Raw genomic sequence first — 23,585 nt, 5'->3', positions numbered from 1 at the left:
CACAAGCACCCTGCGGTTTTAACTTCTATTTTCTCAGCTTATTTAGTCAGAGATTGTGCCGTCAGGCATCATGGCCTCTCTGAGATTCGCTTCATTCAAATTTGTCCCGCGCAAAGAAGCTTGATGTAAGTTTGCTCCCCGGAGATTTGCTCCCTTAAGGGAAACTCCGCTCAAATCTGCTTGATGGAGATTTGCACAGCTCAAGTTAGCTCCGCTCAAATCGGCTCCCTTCAAATCAGCTTTTTCCAGATTTGCTTCCGTCAAATTTGCCCAGCTCAAATTTGCTTGAGTTAAGTTAGCATGGCTGAGGTCAGCTTGTGTTAAGTTCGCATCGGTTAAATTGGCTTTGCTGAGGTTGATTCCGCAAAGCTTCACTTCTGTCAAGTTTGCACCTTGCAAGTTAGCGTTAACTGCATAAACTTGAATCAAAATTGCCCCCTGAAGGTTTGCATCTCTCATGTCTGCACCCCTGAGACTCGCCCCCGTTAAATCTGCCCCGCTAAACACGACACTCCGCAAGATGGCTCCGCTCAAGTTCGCTCCCACCGCGTCGCATTCGCCAAAATTAGCGGACATGAGGTTGGCTTGAGAGAGGTTGGCTTGGCTGATATCTGCTTGATACAGATTAGCTCTGTAGAGGGTGAGACCGATCGAATTTGCACCTTTTAAATTAGCGTGACTCAGGTCAATATCGCGCAAGTTTGTCCTTGACATATTGACCCCGGCCAGGTCTACTTTGTGAAAAACCCGTTCTCCGGCTGCATACCGTCTGAGAAGTTCCTCTGCATCCATGTCATTTTCCCCAAAATATTTAATAATACCTTTGATATTTCAATAATATTAGGAATGAGCGACCTTTACGTTTCTTGGCCTGAGTACCATCGGAAAATTGAGGATTTGGCTGTAAAAATTGAGGAATCTCAGTGGAAATTCGATCGAATTGTCTGTCTGGCGAGGGGAGGGCTGCGCGTTGGGGATACTCTGTCGCGGATTTTCGACAAACCTCTGGCGATTTTAGCGGCCTCGTCCTATGGTGGGGCCGAGGGAAATGTCCGGGGTGCGATCGAGTTTGCCCGCGATTTGACAATGGTGGGCGATAATTTGGGGAGCCACATTCTCTTGATTGACGATTTGGTGGATTCGGGAATTAGTTTAGATCAAAGTATTGCTTGGCTGAAGAGTCGCTACGGCGATGATATTCAGGAAATTCGGACTGCTGTACTCTGGTACAAGGCTTGTTCTGTTGCAAAGCCGGATTATTATGTAGATTATTTGGCTGACAATCCTTGGATTCACCAACCTTTTGAAATGTACGAAAAGATGAGTGCGGCTGATTTGGCGGCGAAAGTTGGGAGTTAGTCTATAAAAGGCTAACATCTGGTCAACTTTTAACATGGTTTGGGCGATATTTTGCACTTTTTGGCATAGTCCGTCCGGCGTTGAAACCCCTGTCTCATAGCTAAAGTCCTCTCAAAGAAAACTGAATATTTATTAAGGTTTGGCAGTCTGTTTCAACTCTGAGCTTGCACCATTCTCAATAAGCCTTTTAGGGGCGGGCTAGAAGCCCACCCCACAAAAAAATTCACTCTTTGTGGAACAGGCATCTTGCCTGTTCTTGAGAATGGTGCAATATCTCAATTTCAACCAACTTTAGCTATGAGACGGGGAATTAATTCCCGGCGGGCTTGTGGGTAAGTGCAAGTCTGCTAATACAATTAGCGAACCGAAAGAATACGATCGCCCAATTCCATACTATCTGCCAAAACTTCCTGCCGCGCCCACCTATCCGCGGCCAAAATATCGTCTAAACCAGGACTTTCACAGTTATCGGTTTGATGTTTGTCGCACGCCTTTTCAATCAACTTGGGAATATCCAAAAACTGAATCTTCTCCTCCAAAAATAGCGCTACTGCCTGTTCGTTTGCCGCATTCAGCACCGCAGGCATCGAACCGCCCGCACGTCCCGCCGCATAAGCCAACTGCATACAAGGATACTTTTCGTGGTCGGGTTCTCGGAAAGTTAAATCCCCAGCTTTTACCAAATCCAGCCGTTCCCAATCTGTATGAATTCGCTCCGGCCAAGACAAAGCGTAAAGCAGCGGCAAGCGCATATCCGGCCATCCCAATTGCGCCAAAACCGAGGTATCTTGCAGTTCAATTAACGAGTGAATTATGCTCTGAGGATGGATGACAATATCAATGTCGTCATAATCCATTCCGAACAAGTAATGAGCCTCAATTACTTCTAATCCTTTATTCATCAAAGTAGCAGAATCGATCGTGATTTTCTGACCCATCGACCAATTCGGATGTTTCAAAGCATCGGCTACTGTTACTGCGGCTAATTTGTCGATCGGCAAATCTCGAAAAGACCCCCCCGAAGCAGTGAGAATAATTCGCCGCAACCCGCCAACCATAACACCTTGGAGGCACTGAAAAATGGCCGAATGTTCCGAGTCAGCCGGCAATATTTTAACGCCGTATTTTTCGATTAAGGGGTTGACAACGGGGCCCCCTGCGATTAATGTTTCTTTATTGGCTAAGGCGATATCTTTGCCTGCTTTGATAGCAGCAATTGTTGGCAGCAAACCGGCACAGCCAACTATGCCCGTGACGACGGCTTGAGCGTCACCGTATTGGGCAACTTCGACAACGCCTGACTCGCCAGCAAGTAAAATAGGTTGAGGGTCGAGATCTGCGATCGCCTCCTTCAATTCCTGTAATTGATCTTCGTCGCAAATCGCGACAATTTCCGGTCGAAACTGGCGAATTTGCTGGGCCAGCAACGTTACATTTCGTCCGGCGGTTAACCCGACAATCCGAAATTGATCGGGGTATTGAGCTACAATATCCAGAGTCTGAGTGCCGATGGAGCCTGTGGAGCCGAGAAGAGTTATTGCTTTCACAATTTTTTAATGTTTTGTGGATTATTCTAATATTACGATTGCGGGGATAAAAATTAGTGGTTAACTATTGCGTGGAAAGCACATTCGATGGAATCATATTTTGAGTGACCACCTAGTGCCAGATTTCATGCAGAATAGGGAAAATTTTGCTGATTCCAGTGAGGACATCAGTGTCTCGATCGCCGAAAATACAGAGGAAGGTCGATCGCAGCTACCGTCGAGTTTGGTTGGGGCGATCGCTACTGCTGCGGCAATTTTCTTTTTGTGTAGCAGTCTACGGCACGCTTTATTTCAATCAACTGCTTTCGATTTGGGAATTTTTGACCAAGCAATTTACTTGATCAGCCAAAACCAAACGCCTTTTTCCTCTTTAATGGGGATTCATATTTTGGGCGATCACGCAGCGGTAATTTATTATCCGCTAGCTTGGCTGTACAAAATTTCCCCGGATGTGCATTGGCTGCTGTTGGTACAAGCAGTTGCATTATCCCTGGGGGCTTGGCCTACCTGGAGTTTAGCGCGTTTGGCAGGTTTGAATCAAGAACAATCCCGTGCGATCGCATTGATTTATTTGCTCTATCCGGTGGTATTTAACATCAATTTATTTGATTTTCACCCGGAAGTAATCGCTTTACCCGCACTTTTGGCAGCAATTTTAGCGGCGCGTTTAAATAAAATTGTGTGGTTTTGTACCGCTATTCTGTTAATTTTGAGTTGCAAAGCGGTTTTGTCCCTAACCGTTGTTGCTATGGGTTTCTGGCTGTTTTTTTGCGAAAAAAAGCAACGGTGCGGGGCGATCGCACTTTTGCTCGGTGCAGCTTGGTTTTTGATAGCTTCCCAGAAAATAATCCCCTTCTTTAGCGGCAGCGAAGTCGCTGGAGTCGGGCGCTACAGCTATTTAGGCAAATCCGTACTAGAAATTATCATCAATCTCATATTAAAACCACAGTTAGTATTAGGAAAAATCCTTTCCTTCGATACATTCAAATATTTATTTCTGCTCACCTTACCTGTGATTTGGCTGCTATTGCCCTTTTCCGGCAAACTACGCCTACAATATCTAACAGCGCTAATTCCTGCCATCCCTACCCTGCTCATCAATATCCTCTCTGACTTGTCATTTCAACGCAGCTTAGCCTATCAGTATTCAGTGCCTGTAATTCCATTTTTATTTTTAGCAGTAATCGCCAAGGAAGAAACCAGGAAGACGGAAGAAATAAAAGGCAACAAGGAAGAGGATAAAGCAAATAAGCAACAGTTTTTAACATGGGTCAATCTGCGACCATTTAAAAACTTCCGAATTTCTCAACTTTGGCAGGGAATTCAATTGCCGAGAATCATGATAATTTGGTCATTACTAATTTTCCTAGGTGTGGGCGAATATAAAGATTTTTATCTGTACCTAAATAGACTAGATACCTGGCAAGCTACACGCGAAGCAGTCGCACAAGTTCAACCCCAAAGCAGTATTTTAACAGATAATAGACTTGCCCCTCACTTTGCCCACCGCCCAATAGTAAAATTGCTTTCACAAATTTCGCCCCAAACAAATTTAGCTGAATTTCAATACATATTATTAAACCTGCGGCATCCCTGGCCTGATACGGAAAAAATTGGTAATACCTTAGCAAATCAACTTAAAAACTCTCCCGATTTTAAATTAACTTATAAAAAAAACGAAGTTGTCCTATTTAAACGAAGGGCTGATTAAACCAATAAAATGCTAACTTTAAAATCCCTAAAATCTCATCCAGTATTTTTAATGATTGTCGTGACAACGCTAGTCTTATTTGCCGCCAGCAGCGCGCGACACGCTTTGTTTCAGTCAACTGCATTCGACTTAGCAATTTTTGACCAAGCAATTTATTTAATCTCCCAAAACCAAACGCCATTTTCCTCTTTAATGGCAATAAATATTTGGGGCGATCACGCCGCTTTTATTTTCTATCCACTAGCTTTACTTTACAAAATATATCCAGATGTTCACTGGCTTTTTTTAGTGCAAGCTGTTTCCCTAGCTTTAGGCGCTTGGCCGAGTTGGAGTTTGGCACGTCAAGCCGGATTAAATAATAGCATATCTTGGGCGATCGCCTGTATTTACCTCCTCTATCCATTAGTATTTAATGTCAATCTCTTCGACTTCCACCCAGAAGTCATTGCTTTACCAGCACTGCTAGCAGCAATCTTAGCCGCGAGGCTGAATAAAACCTTGTGGTTTTGTGCTGCTATTGTATTAGTTTTGAGCTGCAAAGCCGTCCTATCTTTAACTGTGGCTGCGATGGGTTTGTGGCTGTTGTGTTTTGACAAAAAACGCAATTGTGGGCTCATAGCTCTCTTTCTAGGCGCGGGTTGGTTCCTGGTAGTTACTCAGGCAGTTATACCGTATTTTAATCAGGGAAGAGAACACGCGGCAATTGGGCGATATCAATATTTGGGCAACTCTGTTTTGGAAATTGCTATTAATTTAATAGTGAAACCAAATCTAGTTTTAGGGCGTTTATTTTCTTTAGAAACTTTGGAATATTTAGCCTTATTGCTCTTACCAGTAATTTGGTGGCTGTCCCCGCGTCATCTGTCATCTTTAATTAGTGCTGTGCCGATGTTGGCAATGAATATTCTTTCCGATCGCCCCGCTCAGCGGGATTTAGTTCATCAATATTCTGTGCCGATATTGCCGTTTTTGTTGGTTGCCGTAATTTCCAGTTTAGCAGCTAGCAATCAGCAAAAGGGAAAGACAATATTTGATAGATTGCCAATTCCTAATTATCCATTGCCTAGAGTCATTGTAATTTGGTCGTTGATTGCTTTCTTAGCTTTAGCGAAATACGGCTATTTTTGGACTATTTATTTAAATGGGATCGACACTTTGCCAGCTACCAGAGAGGCAATTTCTCTTGTTGAAACCAAAGGCAGTGTTTTAACAAATGTTCAGATTGCTCCGCATTTAGCGCACCGCCCTGTAGTAAGATTAACTCAGGCTAACGCGCCGCCTGCAAATCTCGCAGAATTTGATTATGTATTGTTGAACCTCAGATATCCTGGCTGGATGAGCGATCTAGAATTTGTTAAAAACCTAGTAACTCAACTAAAAAACACCCCTCAATTTCAACTCAAATATCAGCGAGACGAGATATATCTATTTACTAAGAGTCATTAGTTAGCAGTCATCAGTCAACAGTCATCAGTCATCAGTCATCAGTCATCAGTCAACAAATTTGCGCTAATCCTCCACTTTTAAAGCCCTTCTTGCCAACTTCACGTAAGTTTTCACAGTTTCATAAGGCATTTCCAAATCAGCAGCAATATCAAACAAAGATTCCCCCAATTCGCGGCGCGCCAAAATCGTCGCCCAAGTTTCAGCAATCTCAGCAGCGCGACTTCCGCCTGTACGCTTTCTGTGCGCCATAAACTTCTCTGTCAATTCATCTATTCGCGCCGCCAATACGCTTTGTATCGACACTTCAGGTAGCGCTTCTGTCAACCATTGTGCTCGCGTTTGTCCCAATCCAAAAGTAGTTTTGTGGCCCGTGCCGCAGTAAGGCGCTAACCGCCCCAAAGCATAAAATAATTGTACAAAATCAGGGCGATTGTGAGCCGATCGCCCTAGCCCAAATTCCACAGCCCCAGTGAAGCCCGTTACCATGCCTTTTTTGCCCGCCGCTACCTTTTGCGACTCCAATTTGTGGCGGCTAATAATTGCATTTTCATCAATCCAACTCAAAAATTCTGCTTGGTCAAAATTTACCCCCGAAAAGTTATTCCAGCGGCGCAAATAGCTGTGAAAAACATTTTCGGGAACTGGCAAAGGGAAGTGATGGCCTTTGCTACGAAAGCTTGTAGGAGTCACAAAACTAAGTTTGATGGTTGGCGACAAGGGGGGTTCTGCTGTTAATAATTGCTGGTAAGTTGTGGGAGCAAAAGCAATATCCCAAGAGCGAATTAGCAGCGGAGCATTTCGCAAATCTATCTCTTGGGGCAAATTTTGCAGCCACTGACTCAGCCACTGCACTACTGGCTTTGAAAGTCCTGTTACGTACCAGCGATAAATTCGATCGCCCAAAAGCTGAAATTCTTTGCCGCCGGGGAGCAAATCACCTTCCAATCCCGAAATAGTAAAGGCTTTTTCTGACTGTTCATCGTGCAAAAGTTTCGATAAATCCGGATCAGTTTGCTGTACTTGACCTAAAAACCAAGCGTGCAAACCTATAGCATACTGCGCGTACAGATAGCTAGCAGCGCCGGGAGTCAATTCAAACACTAATCCGACTAACTCGGTGTCAGCCGGCCAAATCAGCCCAGACGGAGGAGATTTTAGATCGCGGGTGCGGGTGCGGTTCGGGGAAGTTGCCATCAGATGCCACTAACAAGGACAGCGCTGTGCTATATTATCCGATTTTTATCCCCTTTGGGGGATGATTGTTGAGGGCGATCGATCGCCCAAATCTTTTGGCTGCTTCAAAAACCGGGTCTGCCACCAGTTTCCCGCGCCCTCCCGGATAGACAAAAACCAGTAAAAAACCAACAACCTAAAACTCAATCTTTGTCAAGGTTTTCCTCCTTGTAAGTAAACAGAAATATACAAGTGTTTAAAATCACATTCTGCGCTACAATTGTTAAAAGCTCGTAGCATCCTCAACTCCGATCCTTAACTATGAACACAACAGAAAAATCTAAACTCTCCAACGAAAAAACTTTGGAGGCGATGAAGAATTTCTCCGAAACCTATGCCAAGCGCACGGGAACTTACTTTTGTTCCGAGCCTTCCGTCACTGCAGTCGTGATAGAAGGACTAGCAAAACACAAAGATGAACTAGGCGCTCCCTTATGCCCTTGTCGCCATTACGAAGATAAAGAAGCCGAAGTAAAAGCCGCCTACTGGAACTGTCCCTGCATTCCCATGCGCGAGCGCAAAGAGTGTCACTGTATGTTATTTCTGACGCCAGATAACGATTTCGCTGGAACTAATCAGGAAATAGGAATGGATCAGATTAAAGCTGTCAGAGAGACTATGTAATCGGTTAAGTAGGCGGTCGTTAAATGGCAGTAGTTGTGAAAAGAGGTCGTTATTTTTCCTATTTTTAAGACTTAGCTATTTAAAAAAAATCGATCGCCGCCTACTCACAGACACATCCGCAATCGAAAATCCCCAATCTCCAATCGAATGATAGAGGAAATCCCGCTCGACTTTTGGCAAGGTATCGAACAGTTTAACAGCCAAGAATTTTACGCTTGTCACGATACTTTAGAGGCTTTGTGGATGGAAGCCGGCGAGCCGGAAAAAAGGTTTTATCAGGGAATATTGCAAATTTCGGTCGCGCTTTATCACTTAGGAAATAAAAACTGGCGCGGTGCGGTAATCTTGCTGGGAGAAGGAATAAATCGGCTCAGTTATTATCAGCCGAGTTATGCCGGAATTGCCGTTGAAGACTTGCTCGGACAAAGTGCTAAACTTTTGAGCGCTTTGCAACAAGCTGGCCCGGAAGAAGTAGCTAAATTTCAACAGTTGTTCGCAGGTACAGAAGTTGCAGGCTTGCAATTGCCGCGAATTATCAAACTACCAAAAAGTTAAATAAATGTTTGTATTAGGGTGTGCAGTATACTTGGCATCTACACAGAGGAGGGCTGGCTTTCTTGCCGGCTGCCCAAGTATATTAATTTGCTGTGGAACGAGCCTCTTGCCCGTTCCCGGTTAAGACAGTTGCAGCCACTCAGCAAAATAATCAATTAAATTCGCTGTTGTCTTGCTAGGATAATTGGTTGAGACTCTCGGGTCAATCGATCGACCTCACGGGAATCTTTCTGGCCGTTAAGATAAAATACCTAACTGGAGAGAATGCCCTTCAGCAATTTCACAAATTTTGAGGCTCCAAGCTTATGATGCCCTCCGCTAAACTACTCAATTCCAGAATATTCAAAGGATTATCGCTGCTGTTGCCCCTCACTCTGGCAGGCGCGATTGCCTCTCCCACTTACCCGCAAGCCGGGCCGCCCCGCACTCTCAGCGTGCGATCGGACATTCAAGAAGCCGACTCCAAAACCGGCATCGTGACAGCCCGCGGCAACGTCCAAATCAACTATCCAGCCCGCCAAATACAAGCAACCGCAGCTCAAGCACAATACTTCAGCCGCGAGCGCCGGATCATTCTCAGCGGAGATGTTTACGTATTGCAGCAGGGCAACAGCCTGCGCGGCGAAACCATAACATACCTCATTGACGAAGGGCGGTTTATTGCCCTGCCAAACAACCCAGGACAGGTAGAATCTGTCTATCTGGTTGCCCCGGAACAAGATGCAGCAGCCCAAAAAGCAGTTGGCTCCCCACGTCCAACTACAGCCCCCCGGTAAAAGCGGCTCGCAGCAGCGAAATTTCGCCTCAGCCAAAACATACTACTTGGGATAGATGCGAAATTTCGTCTTTAGAAAACTAACAAACTTGAAAAGGTAAAATTTAAATTAGAGACTCGATCGCACAAAGCCGCAGTCTGAAATTTAGCTTGTAGAGGTTGCCGGGAGCGAACATGAAAATTGTACTCGAAAATATTCACAAATCCTACGGAAAACGCAATGTAGTGAGTCGCGTCAACCTTTCGGTAGCCCAAGGAGAAATCGTAGGACTGCTAGGCCCCAACGGTGCCGGCAAAACCACCACATTTTACATAGCAACCGGATTAGAAAAACCAAATCAAGGCACCGTTTGGCTAAACGATTTAGACATCACTAAATTGGCGATGCACCAGCGAGCGCATTTGGGAATTGGCTATCTCGCTCAAGAAGCAAGCATTTTCCGGAACATGAGCGTGCGCGACAACATTTTGTTAGTCCTAGAACAAACTCAAGTGCCGCGGTGGGAATGGCGCGATCGAGTCGATTTCCTATTGCAAGAATTTCGCTTAGAAAAAATAGCATCGAGTTTGGGAATTCAAATATCTGGGGGAGAAAGGCGGCGGACTGAACTGGCCAGAGCATTAGCCGCGGGACGAGACGGGCCGATGTTCCTATTTTTAGACGAACCGTTTGCAGGCGTCGATCCGATCGCCGTAGACGAAATTCAAACCATTATTGCTAAACTGCGCGATCGTAAAATCGGCATCCTCATCACAGATCACAACGTCCGAGAAACCCTCGAAATTACCGATCGAGCCTACATCATGCGAGACGGCCAAATTTTAGCCTCCGGGGCTGAAGAAGAACTCTACAGCAATCCTTTAGTGCGTCAGTATTACTTGGGCGACAGCTTCGTGCGATAGTCTTTTGAATGCCTTCGGCAAACCGTCGAATTTGAGATTTTAGATTTTAGATTGAGGAACAATCTGCGACAACGCGCCACTATGAAAATAGCAATATCCAATTCTTTGAATCCCATCAACTGGCTGCCGAGAATTTCAGTAATGGACTGGTACATTACCAAAGAACTAATCGGGCCATTTCTCTTTGGCGTCGGACTCTTTACATCCGTAGCCGTCACAGTTGGAGCCTTATTTGAATTAGTCCGCAGAGTAACAGAATCCGGCCTCCCCTACACCGCCGCCATAGAAATTTTTCTCCTGCAAATTCCCTATTTCGTAGTATTGGCTTTCCCCATGTCAATGCTGCTAGCAACCTTAATGGCCTACAGCCGAATGTCCAGCGACAGCGAACTCATCGCCCTCCGCAGTTGCGGAGTTAGCGTTTACCGATTGATACTGCCTGCTGTGATAATGAGTTTAATTGTTGCAGGCTTCACCTTTGCTTTGCAAGAGTTAGTTGTACCCGCCGCCAGCTACAGAGCTACTCTGACTTTAGACAGAGCCCTGAAGCGAGAAAAACCGATTTTTCAAGATAGAAATATTATCTACACAGAATTTCGCAAACCAGAAAAAGGCGGCGACGAAACCCTGGCCCGCTTTTTTTATGCAGAACAGTTTGACGGCCAGCGAATGAAAGGTTTAACAATTATCGATCGCTCCACCCCAGGCCTCAATCAAATCGTTTCTTCAGAATCAGCTACTTGGAATCCCTCAGAAAATACCTGGGATTTTTTCAACGGAACCGCTTATATAGTTGCTCCTGACGGCTCTTACCGCAATATAGTTAGGTTTCAACACCAGCAGTTGCAACTCCCCCGCACGCCCTTAGATTTAGCTGCTAGAGCGCGGGATTTCAAGGAAATGAACATTGCCCAAGCTTTAGAGCGTTTGGATATCCTTAAAAACAGCGGCGACGAACCGCAAATTCGCAAATTAAAGGTGCGAATTCAAGAAAAATATGCTTTTCCTTTCGTGTGCATGGTATTTGGTGTAGTGGGAGCCGCTTTGGGAACTCAACCACGCCGCTCCGGCAAGGGTACGAGTTTTGGTATTAGCGTGGTTGTGATTTTCACTTACTATGTATTTTCTTTCATGACCAGTTCTATGGGCGTGAAAGCTGTTTTGACTCCGATTCTGTCGGCTTGGCTGCCGATCGTGTTTGGCTTGGGAATCGGGGGATTGTTGTTGGTGCGGGCCGCGGCTAGGTAAGTTTTACCAATAACATTGGGAATGGGTAATTGGGAACTTGTACTGCCCTTTCACTGCCTTCGGCTACGCGAACCCTTCGACTACGCTGAGGAGAACCTAAGTCCAAGGGCAGGAACCGCGTAGCCTAAGTATTGGGAATTGATAATATCGTTTTCGTGGCCGAACTTCCTTCATTTAAGGATTAGAAAAAGTATTGATTTCGCCACCGCCAATATAGCGTCCCGGACGCAGGGAGCGGGGTGTAGAAAAAGGTTGAGGTTGAATGGGCTGCACGCCCTGATTTGTATTTTGGGGAACCACTCCAAAGTTAGGCGGCTCCGGCAAATTAAGCTGACTCGGTGGAGCTGTTTGAAATTGAGAATTCGCTGCATTGGGAGAGAATTGAGGGCTAATTATCTTGCTTGCCCCAATCCCACTTGGAAAAGGAGATGGACCGACATTGGGAAGTAGAGGTGTTGGTGAAGGTGTGGCTACTGGAAGAGCCACAGGTTGAACTTCAGGTGCGAAGCCTGAGCCAGATAAATTAGTTTGGTAGGGATTTTTCGGCAAAGCCACCGTTGGAGCCGCTGCATTAATTTCGGGGAGGCTCGGTACTCGGGAATTTAACCCAGCCAAGGGTTCAGGGACTGTAGCTGTGGGGTTTAAGAATTCTTGAGATTCCTTGCTCACAGTAGTTGTTGGAGCCACAGGTGGGGGAAGTGCTGTGGGAACACTCACAGGATTTGCTCCAGCTTGAGCTTTAGCGGTCGTTGGGAGCAAATTTGTCGCATTTACTGCTGCCGGATCGGAAGCCGGTCGATCGAGCAATTTAGGCAAGTTTCCAGTTTTCTCAGCCTCCGCCACCGTTGCCGAAGTGTTAGCAACGACGTATTTTTTCATAGCTGCTTGCAGCGGACTCAAAGGCAGAGAATTGTCGTTTTTTTTATCTGAATTAGCATCACTCGACCCCTGCGATAAAGTTGCTGTCGCTGTACCCCCAGACTCAGGCTCGATCGTTTTTATCCCGGAAGTCACTCTCCCACTGCCAGATAAACTCAATGCTGATGTTGCGTTTGAACTTGGCAAGCTGGAATTTTGAGGGTTATTTTTTCCGGCATCATCGACAGCAGGATTTGCTAAATTTGGCACAGGCAAAAATCCGCTGCTTCCTACCCGCTTGGGGGCTGAAGATGGCTGAGGAGTTTCTAAGCCCCGAGATCGAAGTTCCTCGAATAAACCTTTGCTTTTTACTACTGATGAATTTAACAAGTTCACTTCAGAAGCAGTAGAGCCATTAAACTGATTGACTAGCACTGGTAAGCTGTCGATTTCAGCCGCAATGGCGGTATCTTCAGCAGATAGCCCCGATAGCGAAGCTGGAGAGTTTGAGGCTGGTACTTCTTCGCCATCTATGCTCAACCTTTCGGGATTTACAGATACCTCCCAGATAAATAACCCCCCTGCACAGAGGACGGCTAGGGGAGCCCAAACCGCCGGTTGGATCCAGTGGCGCAACCGCGCTATTAGATAGCGGGCAGATGTAGGAAATCGCTTAATAATTGACATAGTTTTGCTTCCATCCGAGCGTGCGGATTTAAAACTATTTTTCCTAGTCTACCACATCAATCTTGATTATTTTTGCTATGCCGGGGTAAGTGCGATCGGGAGGCTCTCGGTTTGGCTTTTACTGTCGGTGTGCGATCGTCCGGCTCGCTATATTTATAGACTTTGCTGTGCGGGACAGCTCGGACTCCCAAAAAACGCTTTTTACTTTCTGCAGAGATGCTCCGAGTAGGCTCAAACTTTTGATTGAAAGTTGCGAAAGCTCAATGCAACGGGTGAAAATCCATAAAGCACTGGTAGAAATATGTCTTGCTTTCGTCAAATCAAGGGGCATCAGATGATAAAATGTTATGCGATGCGGTGCCAGGTCTGCCGGGTCTGTCAGCAGCTCGACCTCAAACCAAAATGTCAAACCAAAATGTCAAGGTAAAATTGGCAATTGCTGAGAATAACACCCAAGGAAAGTTGAGAGGAAATTAATGAAAAAAGTAGTTGAAGTATTAGCAAATCGGGAACAACTAATAGATCGATCGCTGGAGATTGTGCTGTCGAAAATCTCAGAAGCCATAGCAGAACGCGGACTTTGTACGATCGCCGCAGCGGGCGGAAGCACACCGGAACCGCTCTACAGAGCGATCGCAGCCCAAGACCTGCCCTGGGACAAAATTCACGTTTTCTGGGGCGACGAACGCTACGTTCCCCCAGAACACCCAGACAGCAATCAAAAAATGGCGCGCCTCGCGTGGCTCGATCGAGTGAATATCCCCGCCAGCAACATCCACCCCATGCCCACAGGCGCCGGCGACCCCGCAGCCGACGCTGCGGCGCACCAAACCGAATTACAGCAGTTCTTCAAAGTATCCGAGGGCGAGTTTCCTGCCTTCGACATCATTTTATTGGGCATAGGAGACGACGCCCACACAGCCTCTCTATTTCCTGGCACAGCAGCCTTGGAAGTCCGGGATGCCCTAGTAACTGTCGGCAACAAAGACGGTCAACCCCGCATTACCTTTACAGTCCCCTTAATCAACCGGGCCCGGTGCGTCATGTTCATGGTCGCAGGAGCCAGCAAACAACCCGCCCTAGCTCAAATTTTTGCCCCCGCAGCCGACGAAATGACCTATCCAGCCAGACTCGTTCAACCAGAGGGCGAACTTTGGTGGCTGCTCGATGCGGCGGCTGGCGAAGCAGTAAAATAGCCGACAGAGCCGCAAGCGTGCCAACACAGTCAGCATTATCACTAACTCAATCTTGCCCATCACAGCTAACGTCACGGCATCAGCTCAGTTGCTAGTATTAGCGAAGCAATATAAGAATTGTGGCGGTTAAAGTTAAAATTTGACCATATACACGAGTATTTTTATGAGGCTGATTTGAAAATCTGGCCGATAGCAAGGAGAAATCGATGATTGTCTGTCCCAATTGCAATCACCAGAACCCCGACGGGGCCAGCCAGTGTGAGGCTTGCTACACGCCTTTACCTGTTACCGCAAGTTGCTCGAACTGCGGTGCAGCAGTTCAGACAGATGCAGCATTTTGCGGCCAGTGTGGCTTTAACTTGCGTCCGGGTTCCATAGTTCCAGAAGTTGAGGTGACAGTACCGTCCCCCTCGCCTGTAGGCCCCACAGTGGTATCGTCACCGGCGCCGGATTTAGTCCCACCCGATCCCCTGATGGCAATGGAACCTCTAGTTACCCTGAATAAGGGGCTCAACTTGGAAAAAACTCCCGCCAGCATTCCGACGATTCCCGATCCCCCGCCATCGCCCTCGGTTCCTGTTACAACTGAATCGGTGGCAACACCAGTAAATATCTCTCCTACGGTTCCGGGCCCACAGCCAGCAGGTGTAGCTAAAACTCAACTGCAACAGCAGTCGGCCCGCCTGCTACACGTTCAGACAAATACGCCGATGGAATTGCCTCACAGTCTGTCTGTGGTTCACATAGGCAAGCCAAATGACTTAGTACCGCCGGATATTGATGTTTCGGGATTTGCTAATTCTGAGATAGTTTCTCGGGTACACGCAAATCTCCGGGTGGAGGGAGATGCTTGCTACCTAGAAGATGTAGGCAGTTCCAACGGCACTTACGTCAACAATACTCCGCTACCCAAGGGAAACCGCCACCGGTTGCGACCGGGAGACCGCATCTCTCTGGGCAAAGGAGACCTGGTTACCTTTTTATTTCAAATCTCTTAGAGCGAGTTTGGATTGGGCGATCGAAAGTCTAAAATCTAAAATCGCATCTTGAGGCGCTCTACCAAAACTCAATGCTGCCAATGTGATTAAGCTGACCTTGCTACATCCACTCCAGTCTATACCCGTCCGCAGTTGGATCTTTGAAGACGAGCAGGTCGTCCGGATCGGGCGATCGACCGAAAACCACGTCGTTCTTTTTAGCGCTGTGGTTTCTCGTCGCCACATCGAATTGCGGCGCAGCGGCATAACTTGGGAACTGATCAATTTAGGTACCAACGGCACTTACCTCGATGGTAAGCCGATCGCTAAGGTTCCCATTGTGGACGGTCTGATCGTTCACTTGGCTCGCTCAGGTCCGAAAATTCAAATCAACGTAGGCCCGAATCAGTCCTCAGTCCAGTTAGGACAAATTAGCGTCAAGCCAAGGGAGGCTAAGGAAATTCACGCTCCCTCGGGCGCCGTGCAAATTAGCACGATTCCTGTTCCCGACCAAAAAGAAGTTGGCACTTCCAGGGAAGAGGAGGAGTTAACGGAGGCAGATCATACTCGCCATTATTCGGAAGAAGAATATTAAACCGGCTTCTTTGGACGATCGACATTTTTCAAAGGCGGCACTCAGGAGTTTATTTATGAGTACATCACCACAGATTGTTAGGCGCAGCGAACTGCTCAACCGCCGCACGATCGACCGCAGAACGGCGGAAGAGGTCGGCAGGGTAGATCGGGTTTGGCTCGATGCTCACTCCCAGCGGGCGATCGGCTTTACTTGCAAGTCGGGACTTTTGGGCAGCAAAAAAACTTGGTTCGCTTGGGCGCAAGTTGATACGGTGGGGGAAAATGTTTTTGTCACCATTAACCCAGAACTGCCGGAATTGCATCAGCCGGAACAAGCTGTTTGTCCGATCGGGCTTGAGGTGCTCACGGACGCTGGGAATCAGGCAGGTGCAGTGGTTGACTACCTATTCGATGTCCGCACGGGTTCAGTCACCCACTACCTATTTAAATCGAGCGGCTGGCGCGGTGTTTTAGACGACATTTACTTGTTACCTGTGGCAGCTATTTCGACCATCGGCAGCAAGCGGGCGATCGTCTCTGAAGCTGCTGTATCGGAGCCAGTGCAGTACGCGGAGGGACTGCACAAAAAAGTCGGTCTGGTAGCAGAGTTTTTACATGAAGATTTCGACAGAACTCTCAAAAATGTGGCAGGTGTGAAGCGGGGCGCTCAAAGTCTCGCGGAAAAATTCCAAGATAAAGCTCTAGAAGTCAGGGATGTAGCTCAAGAAAAAGTTGCACAGTTGAAGCGGCAAAGACAAGAATCTGTCCCGCCAGAGCCGAACCCGGAGCCGCCCGAGTCAGATTTGAGCTGAAGTTTGGCCTTCCCGCTCGCCCTGCGACTAATTGCCCATCGCATTTTGGGCCGACGCGCGCGAGGAAGGTCGAGCGGTATTTTCGCTATGAGAGATTGATGTGTTGTCCCTCAAAATTCCAGTGCTGCTCAAAGCATTGTATTTTAAAGGTATCGCATCAATAAGGAAAATGTTAGCAACTCAAAAAGACCTATGCTGTTTGATACAACCAACAAGTATTTTATCTAGAGCCCCCAGCATTAATAATTGGTTAACTTCTTTCTTTACAAACACCGATTCCTCAATCGTTGACTGTCGCCCGATCGAGAAATCGAATCAGCGCGGCAACCAGCGCGGGTCTGAGTTAAATTCTCTGGTTCGTCAGCGGGAAAAGGGTGATTTGGCCGCTCGAATTGAGCGGCTCACCCATGCGAACAATCGTTCCCTCCCAGACCACATTAATCAAGCGGTTAAGACCGCTGTCAATCACTGGGACGTTCACCCGATTAATAACATCGTGTTTGGTTGTTACCGAGGACAGCAAAAATTTGCGTCTGCGCCAAAAGCTAACCATCAAAAGTTGGTTCAAATGCCTCAAGCAGCCAAAAGTTCAAATTTTACGGCAGAGCGAGGGAATCATGGCGCACTGACGACGCCTTTAAAAATCAAATTTTTTGCAGTTTTCTCCCAAAAAATCTCTCTGGAAGTATCCCCGTTTCTGTCTGGCGGTGGAGTGTCAAAACATCAGTGATTACCTTAACTCTTTTACATCCTATCCAGTCTGTCGCGGTTCAAAGTTGGTGTTTTGAAGCTGAACCGGTGGTTCGGATCGGTCGCTCAAACGACAATGATGTAATTATTTACAGCGCTGTAGTTTCCCGCCACCATGTAGAGCTGTGGAATCACGCCAATGGCTGGGAAATTATTAATTTTGGTGCTAACGGCACTTATGTAGATGATAGACCGATCGCTCAGGTGTCAGTTGTGGACGGGATGACAATTCGCTTGGGCAACTCCGGGCCAAAAATCAGGATTGGGGTGGCCGCCACGAATCAACCGGGCAAAATAATCAAGCCACCGCAGCAGGACCTCCGTCAAAAGGAGGAAGTTTCAAAAAACAGGTCAACTGCTTGGCCTGGGGTCGTGGGAATAATCGAAGACGATGAACATGGAGGGCTCACTCAAATCGATCTGGACTGATCGGCAGCTATCTATTGCAGGCTAGTTCAAACAAAGCTCAGAGGCCAAATTCGAGCGTCTAACTAATATTGTGGTAAGTGGCCTGATTTGTGCCTAAATATCCCTATACATTAATTAACAGGTTCTCTAGTAGGATTTCACCCTTCTAAAGATAGGATTGGGGGGATCTCGATCGATGTTACCTCAGTTTCACTGCTTGCCCACCGGCGGTAATCCGAGAGCAACTGGTGCATCAACCGCTGTTTGACGCTCAGCAGTACGCTCTTGAGCAAAGCATTCCCCGTTGCTTCTAAAATGGGTTTGGGCGTCAGCCAAAACGGCGGCGGTAACTCTACTTGCACTTCCAAATCCGCTTTTCCCCTCAAGTATGCTACGCCGCTGCTTTGGTGTACACAAAGCTGTCCTTTGAGATTGAGAGCAAAGCGATCGTTGATATAACCCACGCCGCGAATTTCGCAGGCGACGGACTCCAAATTGATTGTGCCGTCCGACTGCGCCCACACCCTCATGTCTACTGTGGGTTGAAGGCTCAGCATCATAAATTGTAACGGTCGCATTTTTAGGCGGAAACAGTCATCGCTTAGCTGTTCTGTGCGACTTTGATCGACAAGGGCGTTCACCAGTCGCCTCGGCTGGCGCAGATAATGTTGAATGGGAACCCGTTCCTCTGGTACGGCGATCTCAACGGATTGGGAAGAATTAAAGCGGGTATACATGAGAAAATATCAAAATATAGGATTCCTAAGCATATCTTAATAAACTATCACCTTTTTTAAGGTGACATAAGTCGCGCCCTAAGTCAGGTGACATACGTCGCGCCCCCAGCAATGTCATCCGAGAAATCACCGATAAAAGCTTTCGGGACATCGCTAATTTTTCATCATACTTCCTAGCTGATGAGAGTAAAGCAAACATTTGTAACCTAAAATTGCCTCTAAATGAAAATTTCGATCGCACATCTCGGCCCTGTTGGTACAAATGCAGAAACAGCGGCTCTAGCTTATGTCAATTGGTTGAGCCTGAAAACTAACTTGGAATGCAGCCTGTGTCCTTATTCCACCATTTCCCAAGCGCTAGAGGCATCGGCCGTAGGGCAGGTTGACTATTCAGTTGTGCCCGTTGAAAATTCGATCGAAGGCAGTGTGACTGTCACCTTAGATACACTGTGGCGACTCGATCAACTCCGCATTCAACACGCCTTAGTTTTGCCAATTTCCCACGCTCTGGTGTCTAATGCTAAAAATTTTAACGAGATTCAAAAAGTTTACTCTCACCCGCAAGCGCTAGCTCAGTGTCAGGTATGGTTGGGGCAGTTTATTCCCTCAGCTCAATTAATTCCGGCCAATTCTACCACGGAAGCATTGCAATATCTGGAAGATAGAAATGTAGCAGCGATATCTTCGCCAAGAGCTGCTGAACTTTACCATTTGCCAGTGTTAGCTCAACCCATTAATGATTATCCCGATAATTACACTCGATTTTGGGTACTCAGCAGGAGTTTTGGAGAAATCGCCAACGTAGAACCAGGGGAGCGCTCATCCATTAAATCCATTACAGAATCTGCTTCTAAGTTGATCCTCGATGCTTCAGCGTCTAATTGCACCCATACCTCACTAGCTTTTAGCGTACCTGCCAATATGCCGGGAGCATTGGTAAAACCTTTGCAAGTATTTGCCAGTCGCGGTATTAATTTAAGTCGGATTGAATCCAGACCGACTAAAAGATCGCTGGGAGAATATATTTTCTTTATGGACGTTGAGGCTAACGCCTGCCAAGCATTTGTTCGATCGGCACTGGAAGAATTAAAAAATCACACCGAAACTTTAAAAATCTTTGGTTGCTACAATGTACTGTCTGTAGTATAATTTTTTATTAAGTAAAACTTAGGAGGCTGGTGGGATGAATGCTGATGAACTTCTCAAGCGATACGCAGCCGGAGAAAGAAATTTTCATGAAACCAACTTGAAAGAGGCTTTTTTGCGAGAAGCTTTCCTAATTGATATTAATCTCGCCTGCTCCGAGCTCAAAGAAATCAATTTTTCCCTAGCAAACTTAAGGGGGGCCAACTTAATAGCTGGCAAGCTCAAGAATGCCTGTCTGGTGATGACCAACCTAAATGGAGCTAACCTGAGCCGAGCAGATCTAACTTTCGCAAGATTAACAGGAGCTGACCTGATTGAAGCAAACTTGGAAAACGCCAACTTGAGCGACACCAAAATGATAGGTGTTAATTTGAGCGGAGCCTGCTTGTGCGCGGCAAACCTGATGGAAGCCAACCTCATAGATGCTTGCTTGGACAATACAAACCTCGAAAAAGCCAATCTAAGCGAGGCTAAACTGCGGGGAGCGAGTCTCAGAAGAGCCAACTTGAGAAACGCTTTTTTGTGTGAAACTAACCTTGAGGGCGCAGACTTGAGAGGAGCGGACTTGAGGGGTGCTAATTTGAGCGGGGCATTTTTGTGCGGTGCTAATTGGGAAGGAGCTAAGCGAGATGAGGCAACAATTTTCAGTGGCACAATACAGTTTTGCATCAGACAAGTCTGAGATTAGGCAATATATCAGCAGAGAATCCGACAACTAAGGACTAAAAAATATATTATTGACTTGGCTGAAAGTGAAGTCTATTTGCTGCTGTACCTTAGCAAAATGAAGCTGCATCTTGAGGATCTCTTTCTTGGAATTAGCTTGAGCAATCTTACTTTCCAAAGCCAGCAAGTTGCGGTTGAGATTTTCTACTCGCACAGTTTGGTAGTCTAAGTCAATTTTTAGTTCTGCCGCCTGATCCAATTGAACCTGCTTGCGAACCAGGGCGAGGCGGACTGAATTTTCATCCTGTGTCTGAAGAGCTAGCAAAGCTCGTTGCTGCCACTGGTTGGCTTGAGATTCAGCTTGATTGTACAGCCACTGAATCCGCAGTTGGGCGGAAATCGCAGTGCCAACAGCCTGACGCAGTTCTTTGAGAGGTTCCTGAATTTCTAAGATTAATAGTTCCCAAAGATTCATCAGTTCGCTGGTAAATTCTTCGCGTTCTACAGAGGCTACCAGTGCTTCTAAGAGCAACAAATTTGGTTGCATCTGCTGCGTAACTGTCTCAAATATTAACTGTGCTTCGGACATTTGCCGATCGTAATTTTTTTCTGAGACTGCACCGGATGAGTGCTTTAATATTTTTTCACTGCTATGTACCTTAGCTTCGGAATCTGAACTTGAAGCTACAAAGGCCTGTAATTTTTCGCGGGCGATCGAATTCAGCCTTTGTCGAAGCAAATCACAGGCCGCCCGCTGCACTGGCCCTGTTTCGCTTTGACAAATGTTGATGACTATTTTTAAGCCGGCATCGCCGTAATTCAATGTCTCTCTCAGGGCGGCGATTCGATGTTCGCTGACAGAACTAGACAGCCGATGTTTAACTCCTGCTAGTCCGCCGAGCACTACACCGCCCACAGGAGGTGGCAGTTGACCGCCTCTAACTGCATCGTATGGTTTCGGTTGGTCGTGATTGTCTAACACAAGTTACTGCTATAAGGAACCTATCCGAACCTGTTTGAAGTTAAGAATTAAACAGATACCAGTTCCCAAAAAGAATGGAACTGTAGCCAATCTCCGAACTCTTAGTTCATAACTCATTCCCAATCGAAAATCGCCAATCGAAAATGGTATGATTTGTGTGTAATTATTTCTTCAATGCAGGTCAAACCGATCGTGCTTTTTCCTAGGCAAATTGGCTACTTGAGGGTATCTTTAAGTACAGTCCTCGCTGCCAAGTGATTGCGAGTAGAAGTCAAAATTTCGGTTTCGCGTTCCAATCTCGCAGCAGTATCTTGCAATTCTAAAAGAGTTTGCTGTTCTGTCGCTGCCCCGTAAAGGTAGCTGGCTACCCAGTAGGACAATTCTGTAGGCAAACTGGGAATGTCTTCGGGCAGGTCGATCGGCTGATCCATCAATTTACTGGAGAGGCGAACTACATCTCTCAGCAGTTGTTCGACATCTTTTCCCAAAGGTCTGAGGTCTTTTTGCGGCGGTTCGTCTTCAATCCATTCTACTAGACCGACTAAATAGGGTTTTTCCCGAACGGCGTCGAGAACTCGGAACCGCTGCTGTCCGAGAGTCATAATTTTCATGCGATCGTCGGGCAGGCGTTGGCAGTGAATCACTTCGGCGCAACAGCCAACGGCAGAGACTTTGTTTTGGTTGGGGTCCCACATGAGTACACCGAAACGCCGATCGCCCTCCAGAATCGTATTCATCATGATTCGATAGCGAAACTCGAAGATTTGCAACGGGAGTGGTCTACCTGGAAATAGAACCACTTCCGGCAACGGAAATAAGGGGAGTTCGCGAACTGCTACAGAGGAAGAGGATGCCATTGTCGCTCAAAAGTGACGGTACTTGCGCTTATTTTTCTTACTTTAACTGATTAAAGGCAATTCCGGGGCAGGAGCGATCGGGCGCAGGACAAGGACGCAAGCGATCACTATCACAGATCAGAGTGATTACGATCACCGCACTACGGTCTTCACAATGAAAGAGTAGAGTTTGTGTCGCTTATAGACGATTCCTCCTAAAAAAGCAACTTTCTATCGGCATATTTTAGGTGCGACGTGAGACAACAAACGGGACTGACTCAAGAGCAATTTCCCGCACGTCTCGGTGTGGTGTTCTCTAACCTGAACCATTGGGAGAACCGACTGGCCACGCCTTCCTCGCGGGCGATGCAGAAAATCGAGCCGTAGACCCAGCAGTTAGGAGATCTGGGGCAGAAGTTGTTGGAACGGTTCAGGTTAGTTGTGACGGAACCACTTAATTATTTCTAATAAAAAAAAATCACAACCGAGTGCAAGTTTGATTTTTCTCAATTTACAAATCACCCCAAAAAACACGGGCCCCTGACTAACATGATTAATTCCAACATCCAAAAGGCGATTCTTTTCATCGATGCTAAAATTGCCGATTATCAAACATTGGCAGCAGGAGTAGAAGCAGGAACAGAAGTAATCATTCTTGACGCTACAGAAGATGGCATTAGCCAAATTACTGAAGAACTTGCTAATCGTCGCGATATTACGGGAGTGCATATTGTTTCCCACGGTGCGCCCGGTTGCGTGTATTTGGGAAATGCCCAACTCAGCCTAGATACTCTGAGCAAGTATGACGAACAACTACAACAGTGGTTTGTAGCCCGTGAAAGTGTATCACCGAGCTTGTTTCTTTATGGTTGTCAAGTCGCTGCAGGAGATGCAGGTACAGAATTTCTCGCCAAATTACGGACTTTGAGTGGCGCAAATATTGCCGCCTCAGCTAACTTAACTGGGAATGCTGCATTGGGCGGTGACTGGGAGTTAGAAGTCGCTCTAGGAGAAGGCAATTTTGCCTCTGCGTTTACTCCAGAAATGATGGCAAATTATGCTTCTGTATTATTGCTCTCTTCTTCTTTGTCAGAAGTAGAAAAAAGTTTAGCAGATGCCCAAACTAGCATATCTGCCACCGCAAAAAAAGCCCTCCAAGATATCCTCGATACTTTAAAGCCATTAACTTTTGAGATTAAAGCCGATTCAATTACAGCAACTTATAACGGTGCCGGCTCTCTAGCAGATATATTGAAATCTGTGGGACTTCCTACCACTACAGAAAGTCCGATATTAACCGGCTCAATCAACAATCCCAGCTTAACCATAGGCGCTTTAAGCACCGACAACCCCACTTATAAGTTCTCTGGAGCAATCAGCGGACAAGACGTAACGTTCGAGTATCAAAAGGGTCAAGAGTTAAAAGTCGCCTATACCAGAGATATTTCTTTAGCTGACCTGTTAAAAACTGTTGGCGTGACCGACACCCAAGGAAGCGCGCTATTAACCGGCTCTATAACCGCTCCTAGCTTGACAGTCGACAGCAGCAAGTC

General features: G+C 46.6%; 25 protein-coding genes. 18 read left to right on the top strand and 7 right to left on the bottom strand.

Features of this window, described 5'->3' with window-relative positions; translation table 11 throughout:
• Positions 1-42: 42 nt before the first annotated feature.
• On the bottom strand, positions 43-792 hold the full coding sequence (locus QUA62_RS21770; protein WP_333406621.1) for a pentapeptide repeat-containing protein: 750 nt from the start codon (positions 790-792) through the stop codon (positions 43-45).
• Positions 793-846: 54 nt separating this feature from the next.
• Here QUA62_RS21770 and QUA62_RS21765 point away from each other — a divergent pair, with 54 nt between their 5' ends.
• Complete coding sequence (locus QUA62_RS21765) at positions 847-1,359, top strand: phosphoribosyltransferase family protein (RefSeq protein WP_190660905.1); 513 nt, start codon at positions 847-849, stop codon at positions 1,357-1,359.
• 356 nt (positions 1,360-1,715) lie between these two features.
• On the opposite strand, the gene dxr is transcribed toward QUA62_RS21765, so the two are convergent.
• On the bottom strand, positions 1,716-2,906 hold the full coding sequence (dxr, locus tag QUA62_RS21760; RefSeq protein WP_333282742.1) for a 1-deoxy-D-xylulose-5-phosphate reductoisomerase: 1,191 nt from the start codon (positions 2,904-2,906) through the stop codon (positions 1,716-1,718).
• Positions 2,907-3,033: 127 nt separating this feature from the next.
• Here dxr and QUA62_RS21755 point away from each other — a divergent pair, with 127 nt between their 5' ends.
• Both QUA62_RS21755 and QUA62_RS21750 read left to right on the top strand, forming a co-directional pair.
• Positions 3,034-4,617 carry a DUF2079 domain-containing protein gene (locus QUA62_RS21755; protein WP_333406619.1) on the top strand — a complete coding sequence of 528 codons (1,584 nt, stop codon included), beginning with the start codon at positions 3,034-3,036 and terminating at the stop codon, positions 4,615-4,617.
• Positions 4,618-4,626: 9 nt separating this feature from the next.
• Positions 4,627-6,063, top strand: a complete 1,437-nt coding sequence (locus tag QUA62_RS21750; RefSeq protein ID WP_333406617.1) for a DUF2079 domain-containing protein — start codon at positions 4,627-4,629, stop codon at positions 6,061-6,063.
• A 63-nt stretch (positions 6,064-6,126) separates the two neighbouring features.
• On the opposite strand, the gene cas6 is transcribed toward QUA62_RS21750, so the two are convergent.
• Positions 6,127-7,257, bottom strand: coding sequence for a CRISPR-associated endoribonuclease Cas6 (gene cas6, locus QUA62_RS21745; protein WP_333406615.1), 1,131 nt, complete (start codon positions 7,255-7,257; stop codon positions 6,127-6,129).
• 300 nt (positions 7,258-7,557) lie between these two features.
• Between cas6 and QUA62_RS21740 the strand changes: the two genes are divergently transcribed.
• The 5 genes from QUA62_RS21740 (at position 7,558) to QUA62_RS21720 (ending at position 11,401) form a co-directional block, all read left to right on the top strand.
• Complete coding sequence (locus QUA62_RS21740; protein WP_333282733.1) at positions 7,558-7,920, top strand: ferredoxin-thioredoxin reductase catalytic domain-containing protein; 363 nt, start codon at positions 7,558-7,560, stop codon at positions 7,918-7,920.
• A gap of 147 nt (positions 7,921-8,067) precedes the next feature.
• The gene (locus QUA62_RS21735; RefSeq protein ID WP_333406613.1) at positions 8,068-8,475 is read left to right on the top strand and encodes a DUF309 domain-containing protein; all 408 of its coding nucleotides are present in this window, start codon (positions 8,068-8,070) and stop codon (positions 8,473-8,475) included.
• 305 nt (positions 8,476-8,780) lie between these two features.
• Complete coding sequence (locus QUA62_RS21730; protein WP_190660893.1) at positions 8,781-9,251, top strand: LptA/OstA family protein; 471 nt, start codon at positions 8,781-8,783, stop codon at positions 9,249-9,251.
• Between the two features lie 173 nt (positions 9,252-9,424).
• Positions 9,425-10,153 carry an LPS export ABC transporter ATP-binding protein gene (lptB, locus tag QUA62_RS21725; RefSeq protein WP_190738078.1) on the top strand — a complete coding sequence of 243 codons (729 nt, stop codon included), beginning with the start codon at positions 9,425-9,427 and terminating at the stop codon, positions 10,151-10,153.
• 81 nt (positions 10,154-10,234) lie between these two features.
• Entirely contained in the window at positions 10,235-11,401 is a 1,167-nt protein-coding gene (locus tag QUA62_RS21720) for an LptF/LptG family permease (protein ID WP_190660891.1), read from the top strand.
• 174 nt (positions 11,402-11,575) lie between these two features.
• Here the strand turns inward: QUA62_RS21720 and QUA62_RS21715 are convergent, their stop codons facing one another.
• The gene (locus QUA62_RS21715; RefSeq protein WP_333406611.1) at positions 11,576-12,946 is read right to left on the bottom strand and encodes a hypothetical protein; all 1,371 of its coding nucleotides are present in this window, start codon (positions 12,944-12,946) and stop codon (positions 11,576-11,578) included.
• 476 nt (positions 12,947-13,422) lie between these two features.
• Here QUA62_RS21715 and pgl point away from each other — a divergent pair, with 476 nt between their 5' ends.
• The 6 genes from pgl (at position 13,423) to QUA62_RS21685 (ending at position 17,686) form a co-directional block, all read left to right on the top strand.
• Positions 13,423-14,142 (top strand): 6-phosphogluconolactonase, encoded by a 720-nt coding sequence (gene pgl / locus QUA62_RS21710; protein ID WP_190660887.1) that lies wholly within the window; start codon positions 13,423-13,425, stop codon positions 14,140-14,142.
• Positions 14,143-14,348: 206 nt separating this feature from the next.
• Entirely contained in the window at positions 14,349-15,140 is a 792-nt protein-coding gene (locus tag QUA62_RS21705) for an FHA domain-containing protein (RefSeq protein ID WP_333406609.1), read from the top strand.
• A 97-nt stretch (positions 15,141-15,237) separates the two neighbouring features.
• Positions 15,238-15,714 carry an FHA domain-containing protein gene (locus tag QUA62_RS21700; protein WP_445243748.1) on the top strand — a complete coding sequence of 159 codons (477 nt, stop codon included), beginning with the start codon at positions 15,238-15,240 and terminating at the stop codon, positions 15,712-15,714.
• A gap of 55 nt (positions 15,715-15,769) precedes the next feature.
• Entirely contained in the window at positions 15,770-16,507 is a 738-nt protein-coding gene (locus tag QUA62_RS21695) for a PRC-barrel domain-containing protein (protein WP_333282713.1), read from the top strand.
• 169 nt (positions 16,508-16,676) lie between these two features.
• Positions 16,677-17,237: a hypothetical protein gene (locus QUA62_RS21690; protein WP_333406607.1), complete on the top strand. Its 561-nt coding sequence runs from the start codon at positions 16,677-16,679 to the stop codon at positions 17,235-17,237.
• Positions 17,234-17,686, top strand: a complete 453-nt coding sequence (locus QUA62_RS21685) for an FHA domain-containing protein (protein WP_333282707.1) — start codon at positions 17,234-17,236, stop codon at positions 17,684-17,686. The genes QUA62_RS21690 and QUA62_RS21685 overlap by 4 nt, the downstream gene beginning before the upstream one ends.
• A 137-nt stretch (positions 17,687-17,823) precedes the next feature.
• Here QUA62_RS21685 and QUA62_RS21680 read toward each other — a convergent pair whose 3' ends face one another.
• Entirely contained in the window at positions 17,824-18,402 is a 579-nt protein-coding gene (locus QUA62_RS21680; RefSeq protein ID WP_333282704.1) for a DUF1997 domain-containing protein, read from the bottom strand.
• A gap of 222 nt (positions 18,403-18,624) precedes the next feature.
• Between QUA62_RS21680 and pheA the strand changes: the two genes are divergently transcribed.
• Together pheA and QUA62_RS21670 are read left to right on the top strand one after the other, a co-directional pair.
• On the top strand, positions 18,625-19,551 hold the full coding sequence (pheA, locus tag QUA62_RS21675) for a prephenate dehydratase (RefSeq protein WP_333406605.1): 927 nt from the start codon (positions 18,625-18,627) through the stop codon (positions 19,549-19,551).
• A 34-nt stretch (positions 19,552-19,585) separates the two neighbouring features.
• Complete coding sequence (locus QUA62_RS21670; protein ID WP_333406603.1) at positions 19,586-20,230, top strand: pentapeptide repeat-containing protein; 645 nt, start codon at positions 19,586-19,588, stop codon at positions 20,228-20,230.
• 33 nt (positions 20,231-20,263) lie between these two features.
• On the opposite strand, the gene QUA62_RS21665 is transcribed toward QUA62_RS21670, so the two are convergent.
• Together QUA62_RS21665 and QUA62_RS21660 are read right to left on the bottom strand one after the other, a co-directional pair.
• On the bottom strand, positions 20,264-21,196 hold the full coding sequence (locus tag QUA62_RS21665; protein WP_333406601.1) for a PspA/IM30 family protein: 933 nt from the start codon (positions 21,194-21,196) through the stop codon (positions 20,264-20,266).
• 215 nt (positions 21,197-21,411) lie between these two features.
• A complete protein-coding gene (locus tag QUA62_RS21660) occupies positions 21,412-22,053 on the bottom strand; it encodes an LON peptidase substrate-binding domain-containing protein (protein ID WP_006632192.1) in 642 nt (213 codons plus the stop codon).
• Between the two features lie 234 nt (positions 22,054-22,287).
• On the opposite strand from QUA62_RS21660, the gene QUA62_RS29475 reads away from it, so the two are divergent.
• Positions 22,288-22,419 (top strand): helix-turn-helix domain-containing protein, encoded by a 132-nt coding sequence (locus QUA62_RS29475; RefSeq protein WP_445301698.1) that lies wholly within the window; start codon positions 22,288-22,290, stop codon positions 22,417-22,419.
• A 162-nt stretch (positions 22,420-22,581) separates the two neighbouring features.
• Positions 22,582-23,585 (top strand): DUF4347 domain-containing protein (locus QUA62_RS21655; RefSeq protein WP_333406598.1); only part of this gene is annotated, 1,004 nt, incomplete at its 3' end.

Source organism: Microcoleus sp. MON1_C1 (assembly GCF_036701945.1).
In the GTDB taxonomy this organism is placed as follows: Bacteria; Cyanobacteriota; Cyanobacteriia; order Cyanobacteriales; family Microcoleaceae; genus Microcoleus.
This window is presented reverse-complemented; position numbering and strand designations above follow the sequence as displayed.

What these genes read in the sequence shown, in the direction of transcription:
- QUA62_RS21695 (WP_333282713.1), top strand. Translation starts at nt 15,770, where the DNA reads ATGAGTACATCACCACAGATTGTTAGGCGCAGCGAACTGCTCAACCGC.
- pgl (WP_190660887.1), top strand. Translation starts at nt 13,423, where the DNA reads ATGAAAAAAGTAGTTGAAGTATTAGCAAATCGGGAACAACTAATAGAT.
- QUA62_RS21755 (WP_333406619.1), top strand. Translation starts at nt 3,034, where the DNA reads ATGCAGAATAGGGAAAATTTTGCTGATTCCAGTGAGGACATCAGTGTC.
- QUA62_RS21660 (WP_006632192.1), bottom strand. Translation starts at nt 22,053, where the DNA reads ATGGCATCCTCTTCCTCTGTAGCAGTTCGCGAACTCCCCTTATTTCCG.
- QUA62_RS21670 (WP_333406603.1), top strand. Translation starts at nt 19,586, where the DNA reads ATGAATGCTGATGAACTTCTCAAGCGATACGCAGCCGGAGAAAGAAAT.
- QUA62_RS21680 (WP_333282704.1), bottom strand. Translation starts at nt 18,402, where the DNA reads ATGTATACCCGCTTTAATTCTTCCCAATCCGTTGAGATCGCCGTACCA.
- QUA62_RS21750 (WP_333406617.1), top strand. Translation starts at nt 4,627, where the DNA reads ATGCTAACTTTAAAATCCCTAAAATCTCATCCAGTATTTTTAATGATT.
- QUA62_RS21770 (WP_333406621.1), bottom strand. Translation starts at nt 792, where the DNA reads ATGGATGCAGAGGAACTTCTCAGACGGTATGCAGCCGGAGAACGGGTT.
- QUA62_RS21720 (WP_190660891.1), top strand. Translation starts at nt 10,235, where the DNA reads ATGAAAATAGCAATATCCAATTCTTTGAATCCCATCAACTGGCTGCCG.
- pheA (WP_333406605.1), top strand. Translation starts at nt 18,625, where the DNA reads ATGAAAATTTCGATCGCACATCTCGGCCCTGTTGGTACAAATGCAGAA.
- QUA62_RS21765 (WP_190660905.1), top strand. Translation starts at nt 847, where the DNA reads ATGAGCGACCTTTACGTTTCTTGGCCTGAGTACCATCGGAAAATTGAG.
- QUA62_RS21735 (WP_333406613.1), top strand. Translation starts at nt 8,068, where the DNA reads ATGATAGAGGAAATCCCGCTCGACTTTTGGCAAGGTATCGAACAGTTT.
- QUA62_RS21740 (WP_333282733.1), top strand. Translation starts at nt 7,558, where the DNA reads ATGAACACAACAGAAAAATCTAAACTCTCCAACGAAAAAACTTTGGAG.
- QUA62_RS21690 (WP_333406607.1), top strand. Translation starts at nt 16,677, where the DNA reads ATGTTAGCAACTCAAAAAGACCTATGCTGTTTGATACAACCAACAAGT.
- QUA62_RS21730 (WP_190660893.1), top strand. Translation starts at nt 8,781, where the DNA reads ATGATGCCCTCCGCTAAACTACTCAATTCCAGAATATTCAAAGGATTA.
- QUA62_RS21705 (WP_333406609.1), top strand. Translation starts at nt 14,349, where the DNA reads ATGATTGTCTGTCCCAATTGCAATCACCAGAACCCCGACGGGGCCAGC.
- lptB (WP_190738078.1), top strand. Translation starts at nt 9,425, where the DNA reads ATGAAAATTGTACTCGAAAATATTCACAAATCCTACGGAAAACGCAAT.
- QUA62_RS21715 (WP_333406611.1), bottom strand. Translation starts at nt 12,946, where the DNA reads ATGTCAATTATTAAGCGATTTCCTACATCTGCCCGCTATCTAATAGCG.
- cas6 (WP_333406615.1), bottom strand. Translation starts at nt 7,257, where the DNA reads ATGGCAACTTCCCCGAACCGCACCCGCACCCGCGATCTAAAATCTCCT.